A 17,289-nucleotide genomic window follows, 5' to 3' on the forward strand; every position below is an offset into this window, starting at 1 on the left:
TTATGGATACATCCTCTTTGTTGCAAAGTAGTCGATGCGAATCGAACACCAATCAGAAGATATCCCGCAGCGGTGCCGGTTTGCCCAAGTGATATCCCTGGCCATAGGCAATGCCGTAGGACTGCAGTATCGGTACCAGTGCCGGCTGATCGACGAATTCGGCTATGGTCTGTTTGCCGAAGCCGCTGGCGATGTCGGTGATCGCCTTGACGATGACCTGACTCTCCGGGTTCGTGACCAGCGTGCGAATGAACGCCCCATCTATCTTGATGAAATCCACCGGCAACTCGCCGAGATAGTGAAAGCTGCTGAAGCCGACGCCGAAGTCGTCCAGTGCGGTGCGACAGCCCAGGTCGCGAAGCGCCTGGAGCACGCCGCGGGCGCTGGAGAAGTCGGTCACGGCGGCAGTTTCGGTGATCTCGAGGATCAGGTGGTTCGGGTCGGCTCCGGAAGCGGTAAGTTCATCCATCAGGAACTGCTTGAGCCCCGCGTCGTGGAGGGTCTGCCCCGAGAGGTTGACCGATAGGCTGACGCCCTGCTCCTGGACCTGGCTCAGGGCTTTCAGGCTATGACGCAGGACCCAGCGATCGAGCTGAACGATCTGTCCGCTGCGTTCCGCCACCGGAATGAAATGCACCGGCGAGATCAGGTCCCCCTTGGGGCCCCGCATGCGCAGCAGCACTTCGTAATGACGAACATCGCCATCGCTCAGTCGCATGATCGGTTGCGCCAACAGTTCGAAGCCATCTTCTTCAATCGCTTGCCGAATGCGCTCTACCCAGTAGACACGCTCCTGCAGCTCGTCCTTGGCGCGCTCCAGGGTCGATAGCAGATGCCAACGCTGCGAACTGCTCTCCTTGGCCTTGTACATCGCCAGATCGGCGCTGGCCATCAGGTCGGCGGGGTTATCGCCATGCACCGGGAATAGCGCAATACCGAGGCTGGCGGTGGCACGATGGCGCTGACCGCCCGCATCCAGGCCGGTGCTGTCGAGCAGCGGTGTGATCTGCTTGGCGATACAGATGGCCTGGCGGGCATCGGCCCCCTCCAGCAACAGGGCGAATTCGTCCCCGCCTAGCCGTGCGATGACGCCGCGGTGACCGAACTCCTGGAACAGCGTGTCGCCCACCATACGCAGCAGGCGGTCGCCGGTGTGATGACCGCTGAGTTCGTTGACGTCCTTGAACCGATCGAGATCCAGCAACAGCACGGCACCGCTGCGGCCACGTTGCATGACGTTGCCCAGCGCTTCCTGGAAGTGGCGACGGTTATAGAGTTCAGTGAGCGGATCGCGCTCGGCCAGCCAGGTCAGCCGCGCTTCGGCCAGCTTGCGCTCGGTGATGTCGAGGCCGACCGAGATGCGTGCCGCCCGTTCATCCCCGCGAGAGGGCAAAGGGGCGTGGTACCAGGCAATGGTGTGCTGGCGTCCATCAGCGGTGATCAGGCTTCGCTCCTCCATGGCAACCTCGCCACTCGGGTCGCTACCCGAACGTGAAACGAACACATCATCGAACATTCTCCCCAGCAGGCGCTCCTTCTGGGTAGCCATGACGGCCAGTGCGTATGCATTGACCAACGTGATGCGGCCCTGTGCGTCCTGAGTCACGATGAAGACCCGGGCGGTATCGAGCAGGCTGCCGACGAAGTCGCGCTCATGCGCCAGTTCGTCCACGCGTTCGGCGAGCTGGGCGCCACGGGCGCTGACCTCACGCTCCAGCGTCTCCAACTGATCGGACAGCGCCAGGGTGGTACCTTCCAGTACGTCGATCTCGTCGAGTAGGCGACGCTGCGGGACGGGAATCGCGCGGCGAGTCTCGGCGAAGCCACCGCGGGCCAGGGCCGGGAGGACCTCGGCGAGCCGGCGTAGCCTCGCCATTGGGCGTAGCAGAATGACCAGCAGCAATAACTCAGCGGCCAGCCAGCCACCGATCCCTACCAGCATCAACGTGCGCGTATCCTGCTTGATGGCGCGGATCTGGGCGGTGAGATCGGCGGCCAGCAGGAAGTAACCGGTGCGGCGGCGGCTCTGGTCGGTTTCCATGCGTACTGCGCTCAGCTCGTAGTCGCGATTGTCGTGGCGCAGCTGCAGCGGCGAGGCCAGCAACTCCTCGAGCGAGGTGGTTCGCTCGGCTTCATGCAGCAGCGAGAGATAGGCATCCTGGCGCGTCATCGCGATCAGGTGACCGTTCCAGTTCTCCAGATACCGCTCGGGCGCGGTCTCCACGCCGTTGGCGCCGGTGATCAGCAAGGCCACATCGCTGCCCGAAACCTGGTGGGCCTGGCGGGTCACGTCGGCCAGCGAGCGTGACAGGATCACCATGCCCACGCTCTCGCCGGCGACCAGGATGGGGACGGCGGCGTACTGACGGCAGTCATCGGCGCAACGTAGAGCGGACAGCGGGAACTCGGTTTCCATCACCTGCTGCACCCAAACCTGCAGCGGTCGCTCCCTGTCGGCCTGGGGCTCGCCCCATTCGGCGAGCTGGCGCCCCTCAGCGTCGAAGACGAGGATTTCATCCACGCCGGCCTCGAGTTGCAGCGTGGGCCACTGTGGCGATAGCGACTCTACCAGTTCCACTTCATCGCCCGTCGCCAGTGCCGGCCCCAAGTCCGGCGATGCGGCTGCCAGCGCCGCCAGCTGCTGCAGGCTGGCCTCGGAGCGCTGTAGGGCGAGGCGAAGCTCACGCGCTTCGCGCTCGTGATGCTCGCGGCGACTCTCCTCGAACTGACGGCTCAGATTGGCGTGGCCGAGCCAGGTAAAAAGCACCACCAGCGCCAGCAGCAACAGGCTGCTGAGAGCTAGGACTCGCCAGGTAAGGCTGAGGCGCTGTCGATTGTCAGGGAGTCTCGAGGCGTTCATGCAATCGGTCCCGGGCCGGGTCGCTCAAAGCGAACGGTCAAAAGCGGAACGAGGCCTGGAACAGCATCATATTCCAGTAGCGTCGGGTCTCGGCGGGATCGGGTTCATCCTGTAGCGGTAGCCAACCGGTGCCATCGATATGGTGGTACTCCGCCGCCAGTAATACCCGAGGCGTCACGTTCCACTGCAATCCCAGGGTCAGATCCTTGGCATATTGCGTATGTGCGGGGCCGCCGCCCATGGCCTCGAAGCGGCTGCCTGAACGGTCGTCGCGATTGTTGACCAAACTGTCGTAGCGCACCAGCCACTGCCAATCGTCATTGAAGCGGCGTGTATATTGCACGTACCAGCTTTCGCCGGTGACGTCGAAATTGAGGAAGGGATTGGCGAAGCCCTGCAAGGTAGAAGTGCGCAGCGCATACTCCCCGGTGAGGCTCCAATGTTCAGCGTTGTATTGCAGCGACAATATCCAAGGGCGGAAATGGAAGTCACCGTCGCTCATGCCGGGCGTGTCGGATTCGAAGCGCGCTCGTGCGCTGGCGGCACTGACGGCTGCGACTACACGTCCGCCGTCATGTTCATAGCGCACCTGGCCAATAGCCGAAAGCCGAGGTTCCAGTGAGCCGGGCGTGTTTTCCAGGCGCATGGTACGACGCAGATCGTCGCCGGCCTGAGTGTCGCCCACACCTACCTGGGCGCGAAGAGTGCCGGTAGGCACGCGTTCCTCGTAGTACGCGGTAATCCCATCGGCCGCGAGCCCGAGTGAACGTGTGCGATCGAAATAGATCGATTGCGGCAACAGGATGCTGGGGCGGGTGAAGGCTACATCCCGTGTCTGGTTGTAGAAGCCGAAAGGGTTCTTGAAGCGGCCCACCTGGACCCCCAAGGTGCGCTGCTGATCCGAGAGCGGCTGATAGTCGACGACCCCATAGTCGAGCACCGGACGGGCATCACTGCCTTCGCCACCGGCACGGCGGCTCAGCACCTGGGCGGCGATCAATACGTCCTGATGCGGGCGGAACGAGGCGTTGGCCCCGATTTCGGTGAATTTCAGGCTGCCCGACCCGCTACTGCTGGGGCCGAAGAAATCGTTGTGGTCGGTCACGACCAGAGCCTGGCTGAGGAAGCCATGGAGCTGCAGCGTATCTAACGGCCCCTCCTGCCCCGCGGCCAGCGGTGCCGCAAGGGTCAGAGCCAGCAGCAGCGGGCTAGTCCATCGCAATGACTTGGACTCGATCATCCAGATACTCCCTTTCCAGATAGCCAAGGGCGCCGGGGGTGGAGGCGATACGTTCCAGCATTTCGGGCTGGCTGCCGACCCGGTTGGGTGCCTGGCCAGTGCCTGAGAACACCATGCGGTCCCATGCCAGTTGAAGCTGATGGGGGTACACGCTGAGTCGCTCCTTGGCGAAGCGGGCATGAACGGGGTGATCGTTGGGCAAGACGAAGACGCGCACCGCCTGACCGTTCGGCCAGGTGCGCTGGCGCATGGCGAATACGGCACGCGTGGTGTCGCGTGTCAGGCGATGGGTATCGACATCGGGGTGGGCTATCAGCAGGATCGACGGCTCATTGGCGCCAATGGGCACGGACACCATCGTCGCCAGCGCTATCAGCCATAGCAGTCGTATCAGCCTCGCCACGCGCCACCTTCCCGGTCAGATTGGCCGAGAGCGGGCATGCAATACGAGCGGACGAGTTCCACTGCTTGGCCCGTTCGTGAGGGCAAGGCGGCGGCTCCCGTTCCCGGCTGGCCTCCGTACGAGTACGGCCGGGAAGTCATGAGCGTTTCGATAATGAATTCCCCCGATCCCCTATGCCGAGTCGGTGCGTCGATTCTCGGCAAGTCATGCTCCCTGATTCTTATGTTTTTACTCGGGCCGGCGACCCTACCGCCTAATATACGCTATTTCGGCGCAATGACGAGGCAGGGTCGGCGCCCGCAGTGCTATGGTTTTCTTCGTTTCGTTTGACACACTAGCATAGTTTCAAGAGCTTATAGGAATTGAGCTGTCAACGCCGCCGGTGTTGATGGGTCGCGGTGGCTTCGTCGACAGGAAAGATGGCATCATCTCGCCTCCGAGACATACCAAGGAAAGGCCAGAGCACGCATGTTTCTCGATCCCTACCACACACGCACGGGCGCCCGTGTGCGTATCTCCGCGCAGCAAGCCAGCAACTTCGCCAAGCGTGTCGCCGGTGACTTCAATCCCATACATGATGAGGGAGCCCGGCGTTTTTGTGTACCGGGAGACCTGCTCTTCGCCTTGGTGCTGAGTCGCTTCGGGCTTTCCCGTCACATGGAGTTCCGTTTTCGCAATATGGTTGGCGACGATACTCCGCTGTGCCTGGAGGAGCCCGAGGTGGGGCAGGTGCAGGTCTGCGATGACGAAGGGAAGCAGTACCTGGACGTTTGTCGAGAGGGCGAGACGAGCCGGAACGCAACCGCCATCGAGGCCTTCACCCGATGCTACGTGGCCTTCTCGGGCAAGAATTTTCCTCATGTGCTCAAGCCGCTGTTCGAGGCGCAGGGGGTCATGTTCAATCCGCGCCGCCCGCTGGTGATCTACGACAGCATGGGCTTCTCGCTCGACCGGCTCGACCTGACCGAGCCTTCGCTGGAGCTGATCGATTCGCGCCTGGACGTGCTCGGCAAGCGCGGCGACGTACGCCTCGAATTTCGCATCAACGACCGCGGCAAGCCGGTGGGGAGCGGCTCGAAGAAGCTGGTCGTCAGCGGGCTGTGCGCCTATGACGCTGCGGCCATGGAAGAGATCGTCACCGAATTCTACCGGCTGAGGTCGGCGTACGAGGTCACAGGCTGATCCGACGGGCCAGGTTTCGGTTGCGGCCGCACCTCACACCGTGACGGTGACCGGGCAGTGCGCCAAGCTAATGACCCGGTGGCTGACGCTGCCCAATAATTTCTCTCGCCAGGCACCCTGTCCCCGGCGCCCCATTACGATGACCGGATTGTCACGCTGACGATCCGCATAGTCGGCGATTGCTTCGCCATAATCGTTACAGCGGAACGCGCGCTCGGCGATGCCCGCCGGGATGTTACCCAGATGCTGGCGCGCCTGGGAGAAGATCTCGGCGCTCTCGCTCACGCCCGGTGAGTGGGGCGGTGGTTCTCCAGGATGGCAGAACAGCATTTCGACAGGCGCGCCGGCACTGCGTGCCAGCTCACCGGCTAGCCGTGCGGCTCGCTCTCCATGGCGGGAACCATCGACCGGCAGCAGCACTCGACCGATGCGTTGGATCGTCTCGTGATCCACTTCGGGATGCACCAGAGTCACGGGGCAGCGCGCCTCGTGAATCACCGCGTCGCTGAAGCTGCCTGCCATGAACTTGCCCACCTCGCTCAGATGGCGGGCACCGATTACCAGTAGGCAGCCGGGCTGTCGGTGGGCATGGTCGATGATGATACGTGCCGGATGCCGTACGAAGCCGGCGTCTTCCAGCATGATCTCCTCGGGGGGTGGGGCGAGCGTCGGCCCGATGGCTTGGCGGGCGCTGGCGAAGACGTCACGCGCCGCCATGTGTCGCTGCGATCGGTCGCGGTCCTCTTCCGAGGTGCGGTTGGCTGGCACGTCGCTGAGCTCGGCCGGGGCGAGAGGCATCACATGAACCAGTTGCAGGGGGACTCGAAGCAGCTGGGCCAATAGCGCCGCATGGCGTGCGCCGGCCCGAGCCGCGGGCGAATCGTCCACCGGCGCGATCACCAGAGTAATCGATGCTGCGGTTGTCATAGGCGTGTGTCCTGAGCCTGACCGTGACGTTTGCCGCCGCGCCCGGCGGCGGGAGCCCGCTCGATATAACCGTCTCGATAGCCTAGCGCACTGAGCTGGGAGCCGTCTGGCGAAGACCGGGAACGTACAGAGTCTTGCCGAACAGCATGCCACCGCCCGGCACGCGATTGGCGACCCGATTCAAGCCGATGGAGCCGGCCATGCCGAGCACTATCAGAAGCAGGGCATACAAGGGCAGGGAGAAGCCCATGTATTCCTGAAGCGCGTCCACCATGGCGAAGAACATCGGATGTGCCAGGTAGATGCCGAAGGAGTATTGGTTGACGATCTTTACCAACGGTGTGGCCGGCACGCGGCGCAATCGGGTCATGGCGTATAGCGTGAACAGAATGAACAGGGGCACCACCCAAGTCTCCTTGGATGAGTACTCCAACTGGCCGAGCAGGGTGAACAGCACGATGCCCGCGACATATGCGGCCAGCAGCTCCGGCCGCGCCAGCCGGGCTACCCACGGCACGTCTGGCAACCGCTCCGGCGCCAGCCGCGGGTAGTGCCGCACCAGCAGCATGGCGAGAAAAAACAGATAGATCCAACCCAGCGGAGCGATCCACAGCAGATAGCCGGGCGGCTCGATGTCGAAGTGGCGGGTCAGTCCCCAGTAGGCGATGCTGGTCAGACTGCCGATCACGAGCCACGGGCCGGGGTGGAGCCAACGCTCCAGGTCGAAGCGGGCGTAAAGCCAGTAAAAGGCGTAGAACTGCATGGCGATGATCAGGAAATAGCCATGCCAGCCGGCATAGACCAAATACTCGACGAGATGGGACGACAGGTCCACCGATGCCCCGCTGCGCCTCAGATTCACGTAGCTGGTGAGCGAATAGATGAGCCCGTAGACCACATACGGCACCATCACGTATTGCAGACGCTTGAGCAGAAAACCGTGCGGTGGTTCGTTGCCGTAGCGTATCGAGAACAGAAAAATCGAGATGAAGATGAAGATAGGCGTGCCGAGCACGGTGGGAATCCGCGCCAGGTCGACATAGACGTTGTCGACGTGCTGGTTCAGCCGGTCGAGGAAGTGGTAGCTGAACACGGCGAGGCAGCCGTAGAAGCGCAGCCAATAGATTTCTTCGATTCGCTTCATGGCTCCCGGGCCTTCCCTGGAATCGGAACATTAGGCATCGACGACATGTCGGACCATGACGAAGCGAAGAAATTCCGTTTTGCGACATGGTCTTTTCCGGCACAGGGAGCCAACTGCATGACGATCAAGCGCGCCTTCGCCGTGCTGCTGGGTGTCAGCCTGCTGACGGGGCTGTCGGCCCGGGCCGGTGAGATCACCTACCATCGATTTCCTTCCGAGGTGTTGGGGCGGGAATATCCCTATACGCTCTACCTACCCGAAGGCTACCGGGAATCCAACCTGGCCTACCCGGTACTGTACCTGCTGCATGGCTCGTTCGGTAGCGAGCGCGACTGGGTCGAGCGAGGCAGGCTGCGCCAGACGGCCGACCGGTTGATCCGCGAGGGTATACTGCCGCCAATGGTCATCGTCATGCCCGGCAGCGAGAGCTGGTGGATCGATGGCCATAACGAAGCGGCGCGCACGGCATTTCTCGAGGAGTTGATGCCCCACGTGGAGGCGACCTGGCAGGTCGTGCCGCAGCGCGAGTGGCGCGCCATCGCGGGGCTTTCCGCCGGCGGATTCGGCACTCTCAATTTCATCCTCGAACGGCCGGAACTGTTCGCCGCCGCCGCGGCCTTGAGCCCGGCAAGCTATCACCCCCTGCCGCCCAGTCATTCGTCGGCATGGCGACATCCGGCCTTTCTCGATGCTCAGGGCAACTTTGACGCCGAGCTATGGCGGCGGCGCAACTACACGGCTCATCTCGACGGCTATCTGGAAGCCGAGCAGGTCGTGCCGCTCTACCTCAGCGCCGGCAAGAGCGACACCTATCATGCCGTGCATCATGCCCGTCTGGTACGCCAGGCACTGCGCCCTCACCAACCCGAGCTAGTGTCGTTCGAAGAGTACAACGGTGGCCATACCTGGCGTGTCTGGCGGGCCAGCCTACCCAGCGCCTTGAGCTGGATATCCCGGTTCGTACACTATCCGGTGCCGATGGAGACGCTTGCCGTGGATGCGGCCATGCAGGTACAGGAGCAGGGACGAGAGCCGATGCAGGGGCCACGGTAGACCCACGACCGATAGGCAGCCGAACTGGGTCCGAAGTCGCCTGGCGGAGCGAGCCGCGGGTTGTCATGGTGCCATGAGACTCATTAGGCTCTTTGCTCGACACCTTTCAGGCCCCCGACATGCACCCACAGCGCCAGCAACTGCACAACGAACTGCACGCACGCCCCTCGATCTATTTCTCGGAGCCGGCCCACGTCCATCACTACGCTTTTTTCGCCGACGCCGACGAGCACGACGATCTGCTGGCGCGACTAGGCACGGTCACGCGAGGCGGCATCGACACCGAGGCGGCTCAGCAGATTCTCACCCTCGACGACGGCAGCGTGCTGAAGTGGGAGCGGCACACCGAATTCTCCACCCTGACCCTGATGGTGCCGCGGACACAGCAGACCGATCCCTGGCCCGACCCGCCAACCTCACTGGTCGAGGTCGTCGAAGCGCACCGCGATAGTTTGATCAATGCCAGCCTGGTGCGAGTTGAGGCCGAGGAGTCCTGGGACGGTAGCGTCGAGGCTTTCGGCTTCAGCGACCCTGCCGGTTCCCGTGTGGGGGGCGGTGACGCCACGGTGTGGAGCGACTTCCGCCTCACCGCCGCGGGGGTCAATCGCCTGTTGCTGGTCAACCATGGGCTCAATGCCTTTCGCCTCGGCCGCATGGTGCGCCGCCTGCTCGAGATCGAGACCTACCGCATGATGGCGTCGCTATCGCTGCCGCTGGCCAAGGAGCTGGCAGGCGAACTGCAGGGCTACGAGACCGAGCTGGGCGAGCTTTCCGATCGCAACGCCGAGCAGGAGAATGCCAGTGCCAGGCCGCTGCTGACAGCGCTCTCGCGGTTGTCGGCGCGGCTGGAGCGCAACGGTTCACGCTCGCGCCAGCGCTTCAGCGCCACCGAGGCGTATGCCCGGCTCGTCTACGCCCGCATCGAGGAGCTGCGCGAGGCGCGGGTCGGTGAATGCCCACGACTCGGTACCTTCATCCTGCGCCGCTTTCGGCCCACGGTGCATTATTGCGCTGCCATTCATCGTCGCCAGGAGAGTCTGGCCCAGAGCGCTGCCAGGTTGAACGACCTGCTGCGTACTCGTGCCCAGGTGGAGATCGAAGAGCAGAATTCGAGCATCCTGAATAGCCTCGACGAGCGCGCCAGCATTCAGCTCAAGATCCAGAAGGCGGTGGAAGGGCTGTCGATCATCGTGATCAGCTATTACGTCTTCAGCCTGTTCAAGCTGGCTCTGGAGAGCCTCTCGGCGCTCGGCATCGAGATCGAGCCTCGGACAACGGCGGCCATCCTCGTGCCGCTGGGAGGCGCGATCATCGGCTTGCTGGGTTGGCGCATCTGGCGAGTGAAGCGGCACTGAGCCTTCGCGCTCCCGGACGGCGCCAGCCAGGAGCCATTGCGCGTATACTCGGATCAGCCGACGCGATGCCTGGCGTCGGCATCCGCCCTGCCACTGGAGGGATTCATGACTCGCATCGCGAACACCCCCGAGCCGCCCTACTATGCCGTCATCTTCACCTCGATTCGCACCGACGGTGATGCCGGTTACGGCGTGATGGCGGAGCGCATGGTCGATCTCGCCGCCCAGCAGCCCGGCTTCCTCGGGCTGGAGTCGGTGCGCAATGAGCTGGGCGTTACCGTTTCCTACTGGGAGAGTCTGGAGGCGATCAAGCGCTGGAAGGCGAACGTTGAGCACCGCGAGGCTCAGCGTCTCGGCCGCAGCGATTGGTACGCCACCTTCAAGGTACGCATCGCCAGGGTCGAGCGCGACTACGGTCTCGATGCTTGAAGCGGCCTGCGGCCCGGCATGCGCTGTCGGGCCGCCCAGTCCCTAGCCTTCGTTCTCCTCGCTTTCGATCCTCTCGAGCAGGTCGGCGACCGCACGTTCAAGCTGCCGGTCGCGATCGGCCACCTCGTCTTCCGGCGTCTGCTCCACCCGCAGATGGGGCATGGCTCCGTTGTGCTCCATGTCGGTACCATCGGGCATGTACCAGCCGCGGAAAGGGCGCCGCACAGTGGCGCCGTCGATCAGCGTATGGCTATTGGTGGAGATCACCCCGCCGTAGGTCTGCTCGCCGACGAGATGACCGCGACCCAAGGTGCGGAAGGCATGAGCCAGGATCTCGGCATTGGAATAGCTCTTCTCGTTGGCCAGCATGTTGACCGGAAGCGTGTAGCGCGGCGCGTCGAGACGATCCTGGGGGTAATGACCGGTATTGTCGGGATCGACGCCGGCGGGGACGGTATACGCGTGCTCGCCCGCCATGATCGAGGTCAGGATACGGTCCGTGGTGTTGCCGCCGCCGTTGTTGCGCACGTCGATGATCAGTCCTTCCTTGCCTTCGGCGGCGGCATATAGATCGCCCTGAAAGCCCTCCAGCGACGTCTGGTTCATTGCCTGGATATGCAGATAGCCGAGCCGGCCATCGGAGAGCTCATCGACACGGCGCCGGCTCTGCTCGCGAAAGGCGTCGTACTTGAGTCGCGCGTACTCGGTCAGGTCCACCGTGGTGAGAATGGTGCGATATTCGGTATAACCGTCGCGTCCGGGGCGGTCGAAAGTGACCACCAGTTCCTGGTCCACTTGACCGCGCAGGCGCTGTCGCAGCGTCTCGCCCTCCTCGAAGGGCTGCAGACCGATCTCGGTGATGATATCGCCGGGTTCCAGGGGCATGGGGCCGAGGGTGGCCGGCCCCTGGGGCAACACGCCGGTAACGCGGTAGCCGATTCGCCCCTCGTTGCGCGATACGATGCGCCGGTACTCGATGCCGAGCCGCCCCGAGGGCTCGCGCAGGGACGAGACCGGGCCGGGATTGGAGACTCCCATGTGCGACGCCGCCAGTTCCCCCATCAGGCGATTGGCGATATCGCTGAACTCGCTGGGCGTCCGGGTGCGGCGAATCAGGGAGGCGTACTCCGCCACCACCTCCGGCCAGTCCAGCCCCTTCATGTCCTGGCGGTAGAAATTCTCACCGATCACCCGCGCTGCCTCGTGGAACTTTTGCAGCGCCTGCTGGCGACGGTCGATACGGATGCGGTCGCTGATGTCCAAGTAGCGTGTCGAGCCGTTGCCGGATAGGTTAGCGACTCCCACCCGGCCGCCCCGGATGAAGACAACCTGCTCACCGGTGAGGTTGAGCTGCTGTACGTTTGCGCTCGGGGCGATGCGGGTGCGCTGGCTGCCGTCCCAGTTCATCGCCACGAGCCCTTCATTCCCGGCGTTGAAGACGTAGCGAGCGCCACCGGGGGTCATCTCGTTGCCGGTGTGATGGGTCGGCGAGGCGGTGATCGGTTCGATGCGGCGCCAAGCGTCCTCCAGCTCCAGCTCGGGGGCTTCCTCCGGCATCCCGGTGTCGTCGTTTCCCTCCACCGGAAGCGGTGCCGTACCGCGTGCCGCTTCACGGGCGTCGCGATAGTAAGTGGAGAGTTCGCGTGGCGTGAGTGTCTCTAGCTCCCGATCCAGGTAGACCCGGTAGAGATCGTAATTCTCACCCGAGCGATTGGAGATGAAGCTGAGCTTGCGCCCGTCGGCCGACCAGCGCGGGTTGAAGTCGTTGCGCGGATGGCGCGTGATGTTGACCGGCTGCGCCGAACCATTCGCCGGTACCACGAAGATGTTGGCGCTGAAGTCGAGATCATTCTGCGAATAGGTGATATAGCGGCTATCGGGCGACCAGCGCCAGTGCAGGAAGCTATCCCAGCCTTCAACCAGCGTACGCTCCTCCTCGCTCTCCAGATCGTGGATCACCAGGTCGCCGCGCCCGCGGCGGAAGGCCAGCGAGCGGCCATCCGGTGATGGCGAGACGTCGCGGTCGTTGTGTTCGCTGGCCACTACCGGGCGGACCTCGAACTGGATCGCGTCGTGCCAGCGGGTCGGGTCGCGCTCCGCCGGGACGTCATCGGGCGGCTCCTCTTCCAACTCCTCCTCGGGGATGCTGTCGGCCTCGAGCTGGGGCGGTGGAGTGGGCTCGGGCACCTCTGTCGGTTCGGTCGGCAGCGGCAACAGGCTGGGGTCGAGCATCAGCCCGGGATCCTGCGGGGCGAAGGGATCCTCGGGTTCTTCGCCCCGCACCTGAATGTCGGGGTCCATTTCTGCGTCGGGCTCCTCCTCGTCGATGGTGGATTCGACGAGGGGATCGGTCGCGGTGAGCGAGACGGTGGAATCGCCGTCCCAGCGCCGTGATGTGGATCGCCCGCGCCTGCGCTGGCGTTCGTGGGCGCGGCGAACCTCGTCGCGGGTCAGGGCAACGCGTGCTTCGTAGATCGACTCGGTGCCATCGGCGTCGTTGACGAAATAGAGGTGCAAGCCATCGGGGGACCAGGCGAGGTCTTCGTGACGCGCGTGGCTGCCGGGCGTTACCGCCAACGTCGGGCTCTGCTCGTCGACATGGCGCACGTAGACGCGTCCGTAGGCGATATATGCCATCGTCTGGCCGTCGGGACTGAGGGCGGCTTCGCTGACGTCGCGATCGATACGCCGCAGGGCACTCATGTCGCGCCCGTCGTCGGGGGCGCGCAGGGCGATGGCCTTGGGCTCGGCGTTGGGGGTTTCCAGATCCAGAGTCATCAGGGTGTCCCACACCTGCAGCACGGCGGTGCTGCCGTTGCGGGCGACATCGAAGTGCTGCAGGTCGCGCTCATCGAAGTCGGTGAGCCGCTCGATGCGACGCTCGTCGGCGAGCTCCATGCGGTAGAGATTGACGGTGCGATCCTCGCGGTCGGACATGAACAGTAGGGTATCGTCGTCGACCCAGCGTGCCTTGCCGTCGTCACCGTCGCGCTCGGTGAGCGGTTCGAAGGTCTCGTTCTTGCGGTCATAGAGCCACACGTTCATCGCATCCGGCCCGCGATAATGGCGACGGTTCCAGTCGTGATAAGCCCCGCCCCGGGTGAACGCGACGTACCGCCCGTTGGGCGAGAGCTGAGGCTCGGAGCCGAAGGCATCATGGAGCCGACGATACTCGCCGCCTTCAGGCGAGAGTCGGTAGGGGCGTTGGTCGCGGTAAACGTCGGCCACCAGCATGCCGGAGAAGGTGATCACCGGCTCGCCCCGTTCATCGAGTCCGTAGGCCGGGTTGCGCAGATGCTGGTCGCTATGGGTGAGTTGGGTGAGCTCGCTGCCATCGCGGCGCATGCGCCAGAGGTTGAGATAGCCGTCACGCATCGAGGCGAACACGATCCACTCGCCATCGGGACTCCAGCTTGAATGCAAGTCGTCCAGGTCATGGCGCGTCAGGCGCACGGCCTGCCCGCCCTCGGTCGAGGCGCGCCAGAGGTCGCCGCGCCAACTGAAGATGAGCTCCGAGCCGTCGGGGCTGATCGAGGGGAAGCGGGGAAGTCCGACCTGGCCGGACTGAGCCTGCGCGGCGAACGGAACACTGGCCAGCAGGCCAACCATAAATATCAAGAGCGTGAGCCTGCCTACTGCAACTCGGCGCACGCGAACGTGTCGGGTGAGTGCCTTCCTCATACCAATCCTCTAGCGATGCCATGCTTCCCCACCATGCCTCCCCAACGTAGCAATAAACCCATCGCGCATCGAACGGCCCCCCGTGTCTTGGCTGCTCGAGGCGGTGTCGGCTAGGCTGCTGGCGCAGGCGGGCGTTTCGTCCATCCGCTCAGGGAAAGGAGGGAGAGATGGCCAACGCGCGCGACCCCTATCCCGATGCGCTTCGCACTCTCGCGCTCCTGATGGTGGTGCTGGGTGGCGACGCTGCCCCGCTTCGAGTCGGGCAGGCTGGTGGGGACCGGTCAATTTGCCGCCGCCGACCCTGGACCTGCTGGGAGTGATGTGGCTACAGGCCGGTGGGTGGTGCTGCTCGAGACACCGGTTCGAATCTTCCTGCAGTGACAGCGGCTGGGCCGCTCGATGGCATGCTCGGTGCTCTGGGGCTGCAGCTCTACCTGTGGCACAAGCTGGCCGAGCTGTCGGCGGCCTGGCGCTGTTCGCCGGGCTGCTCGTCAGCCTTGGGTTGGCCGCTTATTCAGGTTCGCTGTTCGGATTGGCCGTGGCGCTCGCTGCCTGGTTGCTGCGCGCCCGTCGGCAGGCCTGAGTGCCATGCCGTTGCATTCCGAACGGCAACCGAAAATCACGTATCCCCACCCTGCGCGCCGTGAGGCGGCTCGATCACCCAAGGCTCCAGCGCCACCTCGTTCTTGCAGCTGTCGTCGACCTCGACCAGCGGATCATCGAGGAAGGCGTTGACCATCTGCGAGCGGCACTCGTTCACGGGGCTATGGCCGAGCCCCTGGAAAACCACATACTGCAGATTGGGCATGGTGCGACTCAGGTGTTCGCTCCAGCGCGGCGTACAGCACGGGTCCATCTGGCCGTGCAGCGCCAAGGCCGGTGTCTCGGCGACGGGCGGGTCGTTGTGCTCGGCGGGTACATCACCGTCTTCACCCCACCAGGCGCACAGCCACGGCGGCTCGAAGCCGAGCACCGCCGGTTCCCGGGCCACGGCGGCGGTGGAGTCGGCCACGCTGGGACGGTTGCTGCCCATGTCGTTGCATACATGGGCGAGAAAATAGCCGAGCGCATAGTTGGGCGCCTCGGGCTCGGGGTCGTAGTCGTCGATGCGGAAGAAGTCGGGCAGGCGCGAGTAATCGCCGGCTTCGATATCCGCGACGAGGCTCGGCAACTCGGCGTAGTCGGAAGCGAGCGTCAAGTAGAGCGTATCGAGGAAGGCCGCGCCGTCGAAGTAGAGCGTCGTCTCGCCGCCATTGGCCTCTTCCACCTGGGTGACGAAGGGCCTGCCGTCCAACGTGCGTCGCGCGCGGTCGACGGCCTGGAACCAGTTCGGCACCAGCTCCCGGCAGGCCTCGTCGTCGGCCGCACACAGGGCCAACGCATCGGTGAAGGATTGCTTGGCCGTGTAGAACTCGTCCACCGGCGCGCGGTTGCGCAGGTGGTTGTACCAGGCCCAGCCGAGGATTGCGGCACGAATGCTGTCGGGGTAGTACTGGATGAACGAGACCACCGTGCCGCTGCCGGTCGAGGAGCCGAAGGCGTCGATCTGGTCGTAGTCGAGCAGGCGGCGAATCTCGTCGACATCGCGCGAGACCGCATGCGCGTTGTACTGCGAGACGTCGATGCCATCGTCGAACAGCTTGCGGTAGCAGTCGCCCACCACGCCGGTAATGGCTTCCATGCGCTCCATGGGGTCCAGCGAGGCGGTGATCGCCGGGGTGTGGATGATGTTGTGGTACGGCGACACCTTGGCGTAGTCGGTGCACTCCAGCGTCGGCTCGGCATGGATGAAGCCGCGGTTGTCCATGGTGACCAGGGTGCGGTCGCCGATATCCTTGCGCAGCTGCTCCATGTATTCGCGTTCGCCCAGCGAGGAGTAGCCGGGGCCACCGGGAAAGAAGAACACGGGAATTTCTTCCGCCTCGCCCGACTCGGGCTCGAATACCGCTACCGGTATCTTGACGGTGTTGCCATTCGGCGCGTTCCAGTTCTCCTCGCCGTGGAAGGTGTAACACTCGGCGCCCATCTCGGTGAGTACCTCGGTGGCGCATTCCGACGACTCGATGCGTGGGATCTCCTGCGTCGACGTGGCCTCTTTCGACTGGGCCTGTGTCGATCCCGCGAACCCGATGAGCAGGGCAAGCGGCAGGGCGCTCGGCAGGCGCCGGGCCATGGCATCCATTCTCTTCATGATCGTCCCCAGCATTTGTCGTTATGGCGTTGAGATGGGCTCCGTTAGTCAAGCTAGCACTCGGCCGAAGGGCGTCAAATCGGGGTAACTCGACTTAACTCACCGCAATAAACAAAGACAGAGTACGTTTTGATGCCTGCCCTTGAGGTGGCTATTTTTCATAGGCAAGACAATGCAAAGCAGAAGCAGGAAGCAGTGCGGCTCTTTTCGCACATCATGGCCAAAACAGGAGTGTGTGCTATGCAAGTACGTGAAGTGATGACCAAGCGCCCCGACTATTGCAGCGCCGATGCTTCCATTCGCGAAGTGGCGGAGCGCATGCGCAAGGACAACTCCGGGTTCGAGCCCCTGGTTCAGGGCGACCGTATCATGGGCACCATCACGGATCGCGACCTTGCGGTTCGTGCGCTTGCCGAAGGCAAGAATCCGGACGACAAGGCAAGCTCGATTGCCACCACGGAAGTGCTGTACGCCTTCGAGGATCAGGACGTGAAGGACGTGCTGCGTAATATGCAGCAGCAGCACGTGCAGCGCCTGGTGGTGCTCAACAACCAGAACGACAAGGATCTCGTCGGCGTGGTGACACTCAGCGACATCGCTGACCGCTGCGAGGACGACGAGATGGCGCGCGAGATCGCCAACTGCAGCAAGCATTACCACTGAGGAAACGACGCCGCAGAAAGACGCCAGAGTGAGAAGAGGCGCCAAGCGACGGCTCGTCGGTAGCGTCCCTGGCGATACCGACGCCGCGCCGCGCTGAGGAACGGGGCATCGTCCAACATGACGATGCCCCAGCTTTGTTTCAGGTCGATCCGACGCTGCCA

Annotated in this window: 13 protein-coding genes; 6 read left to right on the top strand and 7 right to left on the bottom strand. The window is 63.8% G+C overall.

The window, feature by feature from the left end:
- Positions 1–52: 52 nt before the first annotated feature.
- From CYJ07_RS11435 to CYJ07_RS11445, 3 genes are read right to left on the bottom strand one after another with little or no spacing between them, the layout of a single operon-like run.
- A complete protein-coding gene (locus tag CYJ07_RS11435) occupies positions 53–2,860 on the bottom strand; it encodes a bifunctional diguanylate cyclase/phosphodiesterase (protein ID WP_104203834.1) in 2,808 nt (935 codons plus the stop codon).
- A gap of 37 nt (positions 2,861–2,897) precedes the next feature.
- Positions 2,898–4,100 carry a hypothetical protein gene (locus tag CYJ07_RS11440; RefSeq protein WP_197038335.1) on the bottom strand — a complete coding sequence of 401 codons (1,203 nt, stop codon included), beginning with the start codon at positions 4,098–4,100 and terminating at the stop codon, positions 2,898–2,900.
- Positions 4,069–4,503 (bottom strand): hypothetical protein, encoded by a 435-nt coding sequence (locus CYJ07_RS11445; RefSeq protein WP_231489617.1) that lies wholly within the window; start codon positions 4,501–4,503, stop codon positions 4,069–4,071. Before CYJ07_RS11445 ends, CYJ07_RS11440 begins: the two co-directional genes overlap by 32 nt.
- A 468-nt stretch (positions 4,504–4,971) precedes the next feature.
- On the opposite strand from CYJ07_RS11445, the gene CYJ07_RS11450 reads away from it, so the two are divergent.
- Positions 4,972–5,685 (top strand): DUF3581 family protein, encoded by a 714-nt coding sequence (locus tag CYJ07_RS11450; protein WP_104203835.1) that lies wholly within the window; start codon positions 4,972–4,974, stop codon positions 5,683–5,685.
- A gap of 33 nt (positions 5,686–5,718) precedes the next feature.
- On the opposite strand, the gene CYJ07_RS11455 is transcribed toward CYJ07_RS11450, so the two are convergent.
- Together CYJ07_RS11455 and CYJ07_RS11460 are read right to left on the bottom strand one after the other, a co-directional pair.
- A complete protein-coding gene (locus CYJ07_RS11455; RefSeq protein WP_104203836.1) occupies positions 5,719–6,612 on the bottom strand; it encodes a universal stress protein in 894 nt (297 codons plus the stop codon).
- Positions 6,613–6,694: 82 nt separating this feature from the next.
- Positions 6,695–7,756 carry an acyltransferase family protein gene (locus CYJ07_RS11460; RefSeq protein WP_104203837.1) on the bottom strand — a complete coding sequence of 354 codons (1,062 nt, stop codon included), beginning with the start codon at positions 7,754–7,756 and terminating at the stop codon, positions 6,695–6,697.
- A gap of 117 nt (positions 7,757–7,873) precedes the next feature.
- Here CYJ07_RS11460 and CYJ07_RS11465 point away from each other — a divergent pair, with 117 nt between their 5' ends.
- The 3 genes from CYJ07_RS11465 (at position 7,874) to CYJ07_RS11475 (ending at position 10,593) form a co-directional block, all read left to right on the top strand.
- Complete coding sequence (locus tag CYJ07_RS11465; protein WP_104203838.1) at positions 7,874–8,809, top strand: alpha/beta hydrolase; 936 nt, start codon at positions 7,874–7,876, stop codon at positions 8,807–8,809.
- 119 nt (positions 8,810–8,928) lie between these two features.
- Positions 8,929–10,164 (top strand): DUF3422 domain-containing protein, encoded by a 1,236-nt coding sequence (locus tag CYJ07_RS11470; RefSeq protein ID WP_104203984.1) that lies wholly within the window; start codon positions 8,929–8,931, stop codon positions 10,162–10,164.
- A gap of 105 nt (positions 10,165–10,269) precedes the next feature.
- Positions 10,270–10,593: an antibiotic biosynthesis monooxygenase family protein gene (locus CYJ07_RS11475; protein WP_104203839.1), complete on the top strand. Its 324-nt coding sequence runs from the start codon at positions 10,270–10,272 to the stop codon at positions 10,591–10,593.
- A 42-nt stretch (positions 10,594–10,635) separates the two neighbouring features.
- Here the strand turns inward: CYJ07_RS11475 and CYJ07_RS11480 are convergent, their stop codons facing one another.
- The gene (locus CYJ07_RS11480) at positions 10,636–14,202 is read right to left on the bottom strand and encodes a S41 family peptidase (RefSeq protein WP_104203840.1); all 3,567 of its coding nucleotides are present in this window, start codon (positions 14,200–14,202) and stop codon (positions 10,636–10,638) included.
- Between the two features lie 508 nt (positions 14,203–14,710).
- On the opposite strand from CYJ07_RS11480, the gene CYJ07_RS20305 reads away from it, so the two are divergent.
- On the top strand, positions 14,711–14,857 hold the full coding sequence (locus CYJ07_RS20305) for a hypothetical protein (RefSeq protein WP_156085494.1): 147 nt from the start codon (positions 14,711–14,713) through the stop codon (positions 14,855–14,857).
- A 36-nt stretch (positions 14,858–14,893) separates the two neighbouring features.
- Here the strand turns inward: CYJ07_RS20305 and CYJ07_RS11485 are convergent, their stop codons facing one another.
- Positions 14,894–16,465: an alpha/beta fold hydrolase gene (locus tag CYJ07_RS11485; protein WP_231489618.1), complete on the bottom strand. Its 1,572-nt coding sequence runs from the start codon at positions 16,463–16,465 to the stop codon at positions 14,894–14,896.
- Positions 16,466–16,705: 240 nt separating this feature from the next.
- On the opposite strand from CYJ07_RS11485, the gene CYJ07_RS11490 reads away from it, so the two are divergent.
- Complete coding sequence (locus CYJ07_RS11490; RefSeq protein WP_104203841.1) at positions 16,706–17,128, top strand: CBS domain-containing protein; 423 nt, start codon at positions 16,706–16,708, stop codon at positions 17,126–17,128.
- Positions 17,129–17,289 lie beyond the last annotated feature (161 nt).

This window comes from Billgrantia saliphila, from assembly GCF_002930105.1.
Classification (GTDB): Bacteria; Pseudomonadota; Gammaproteobacteria; order Pseudomonadales; family Halomonadaceae; genus Halomonas; species Halomonas saliphila.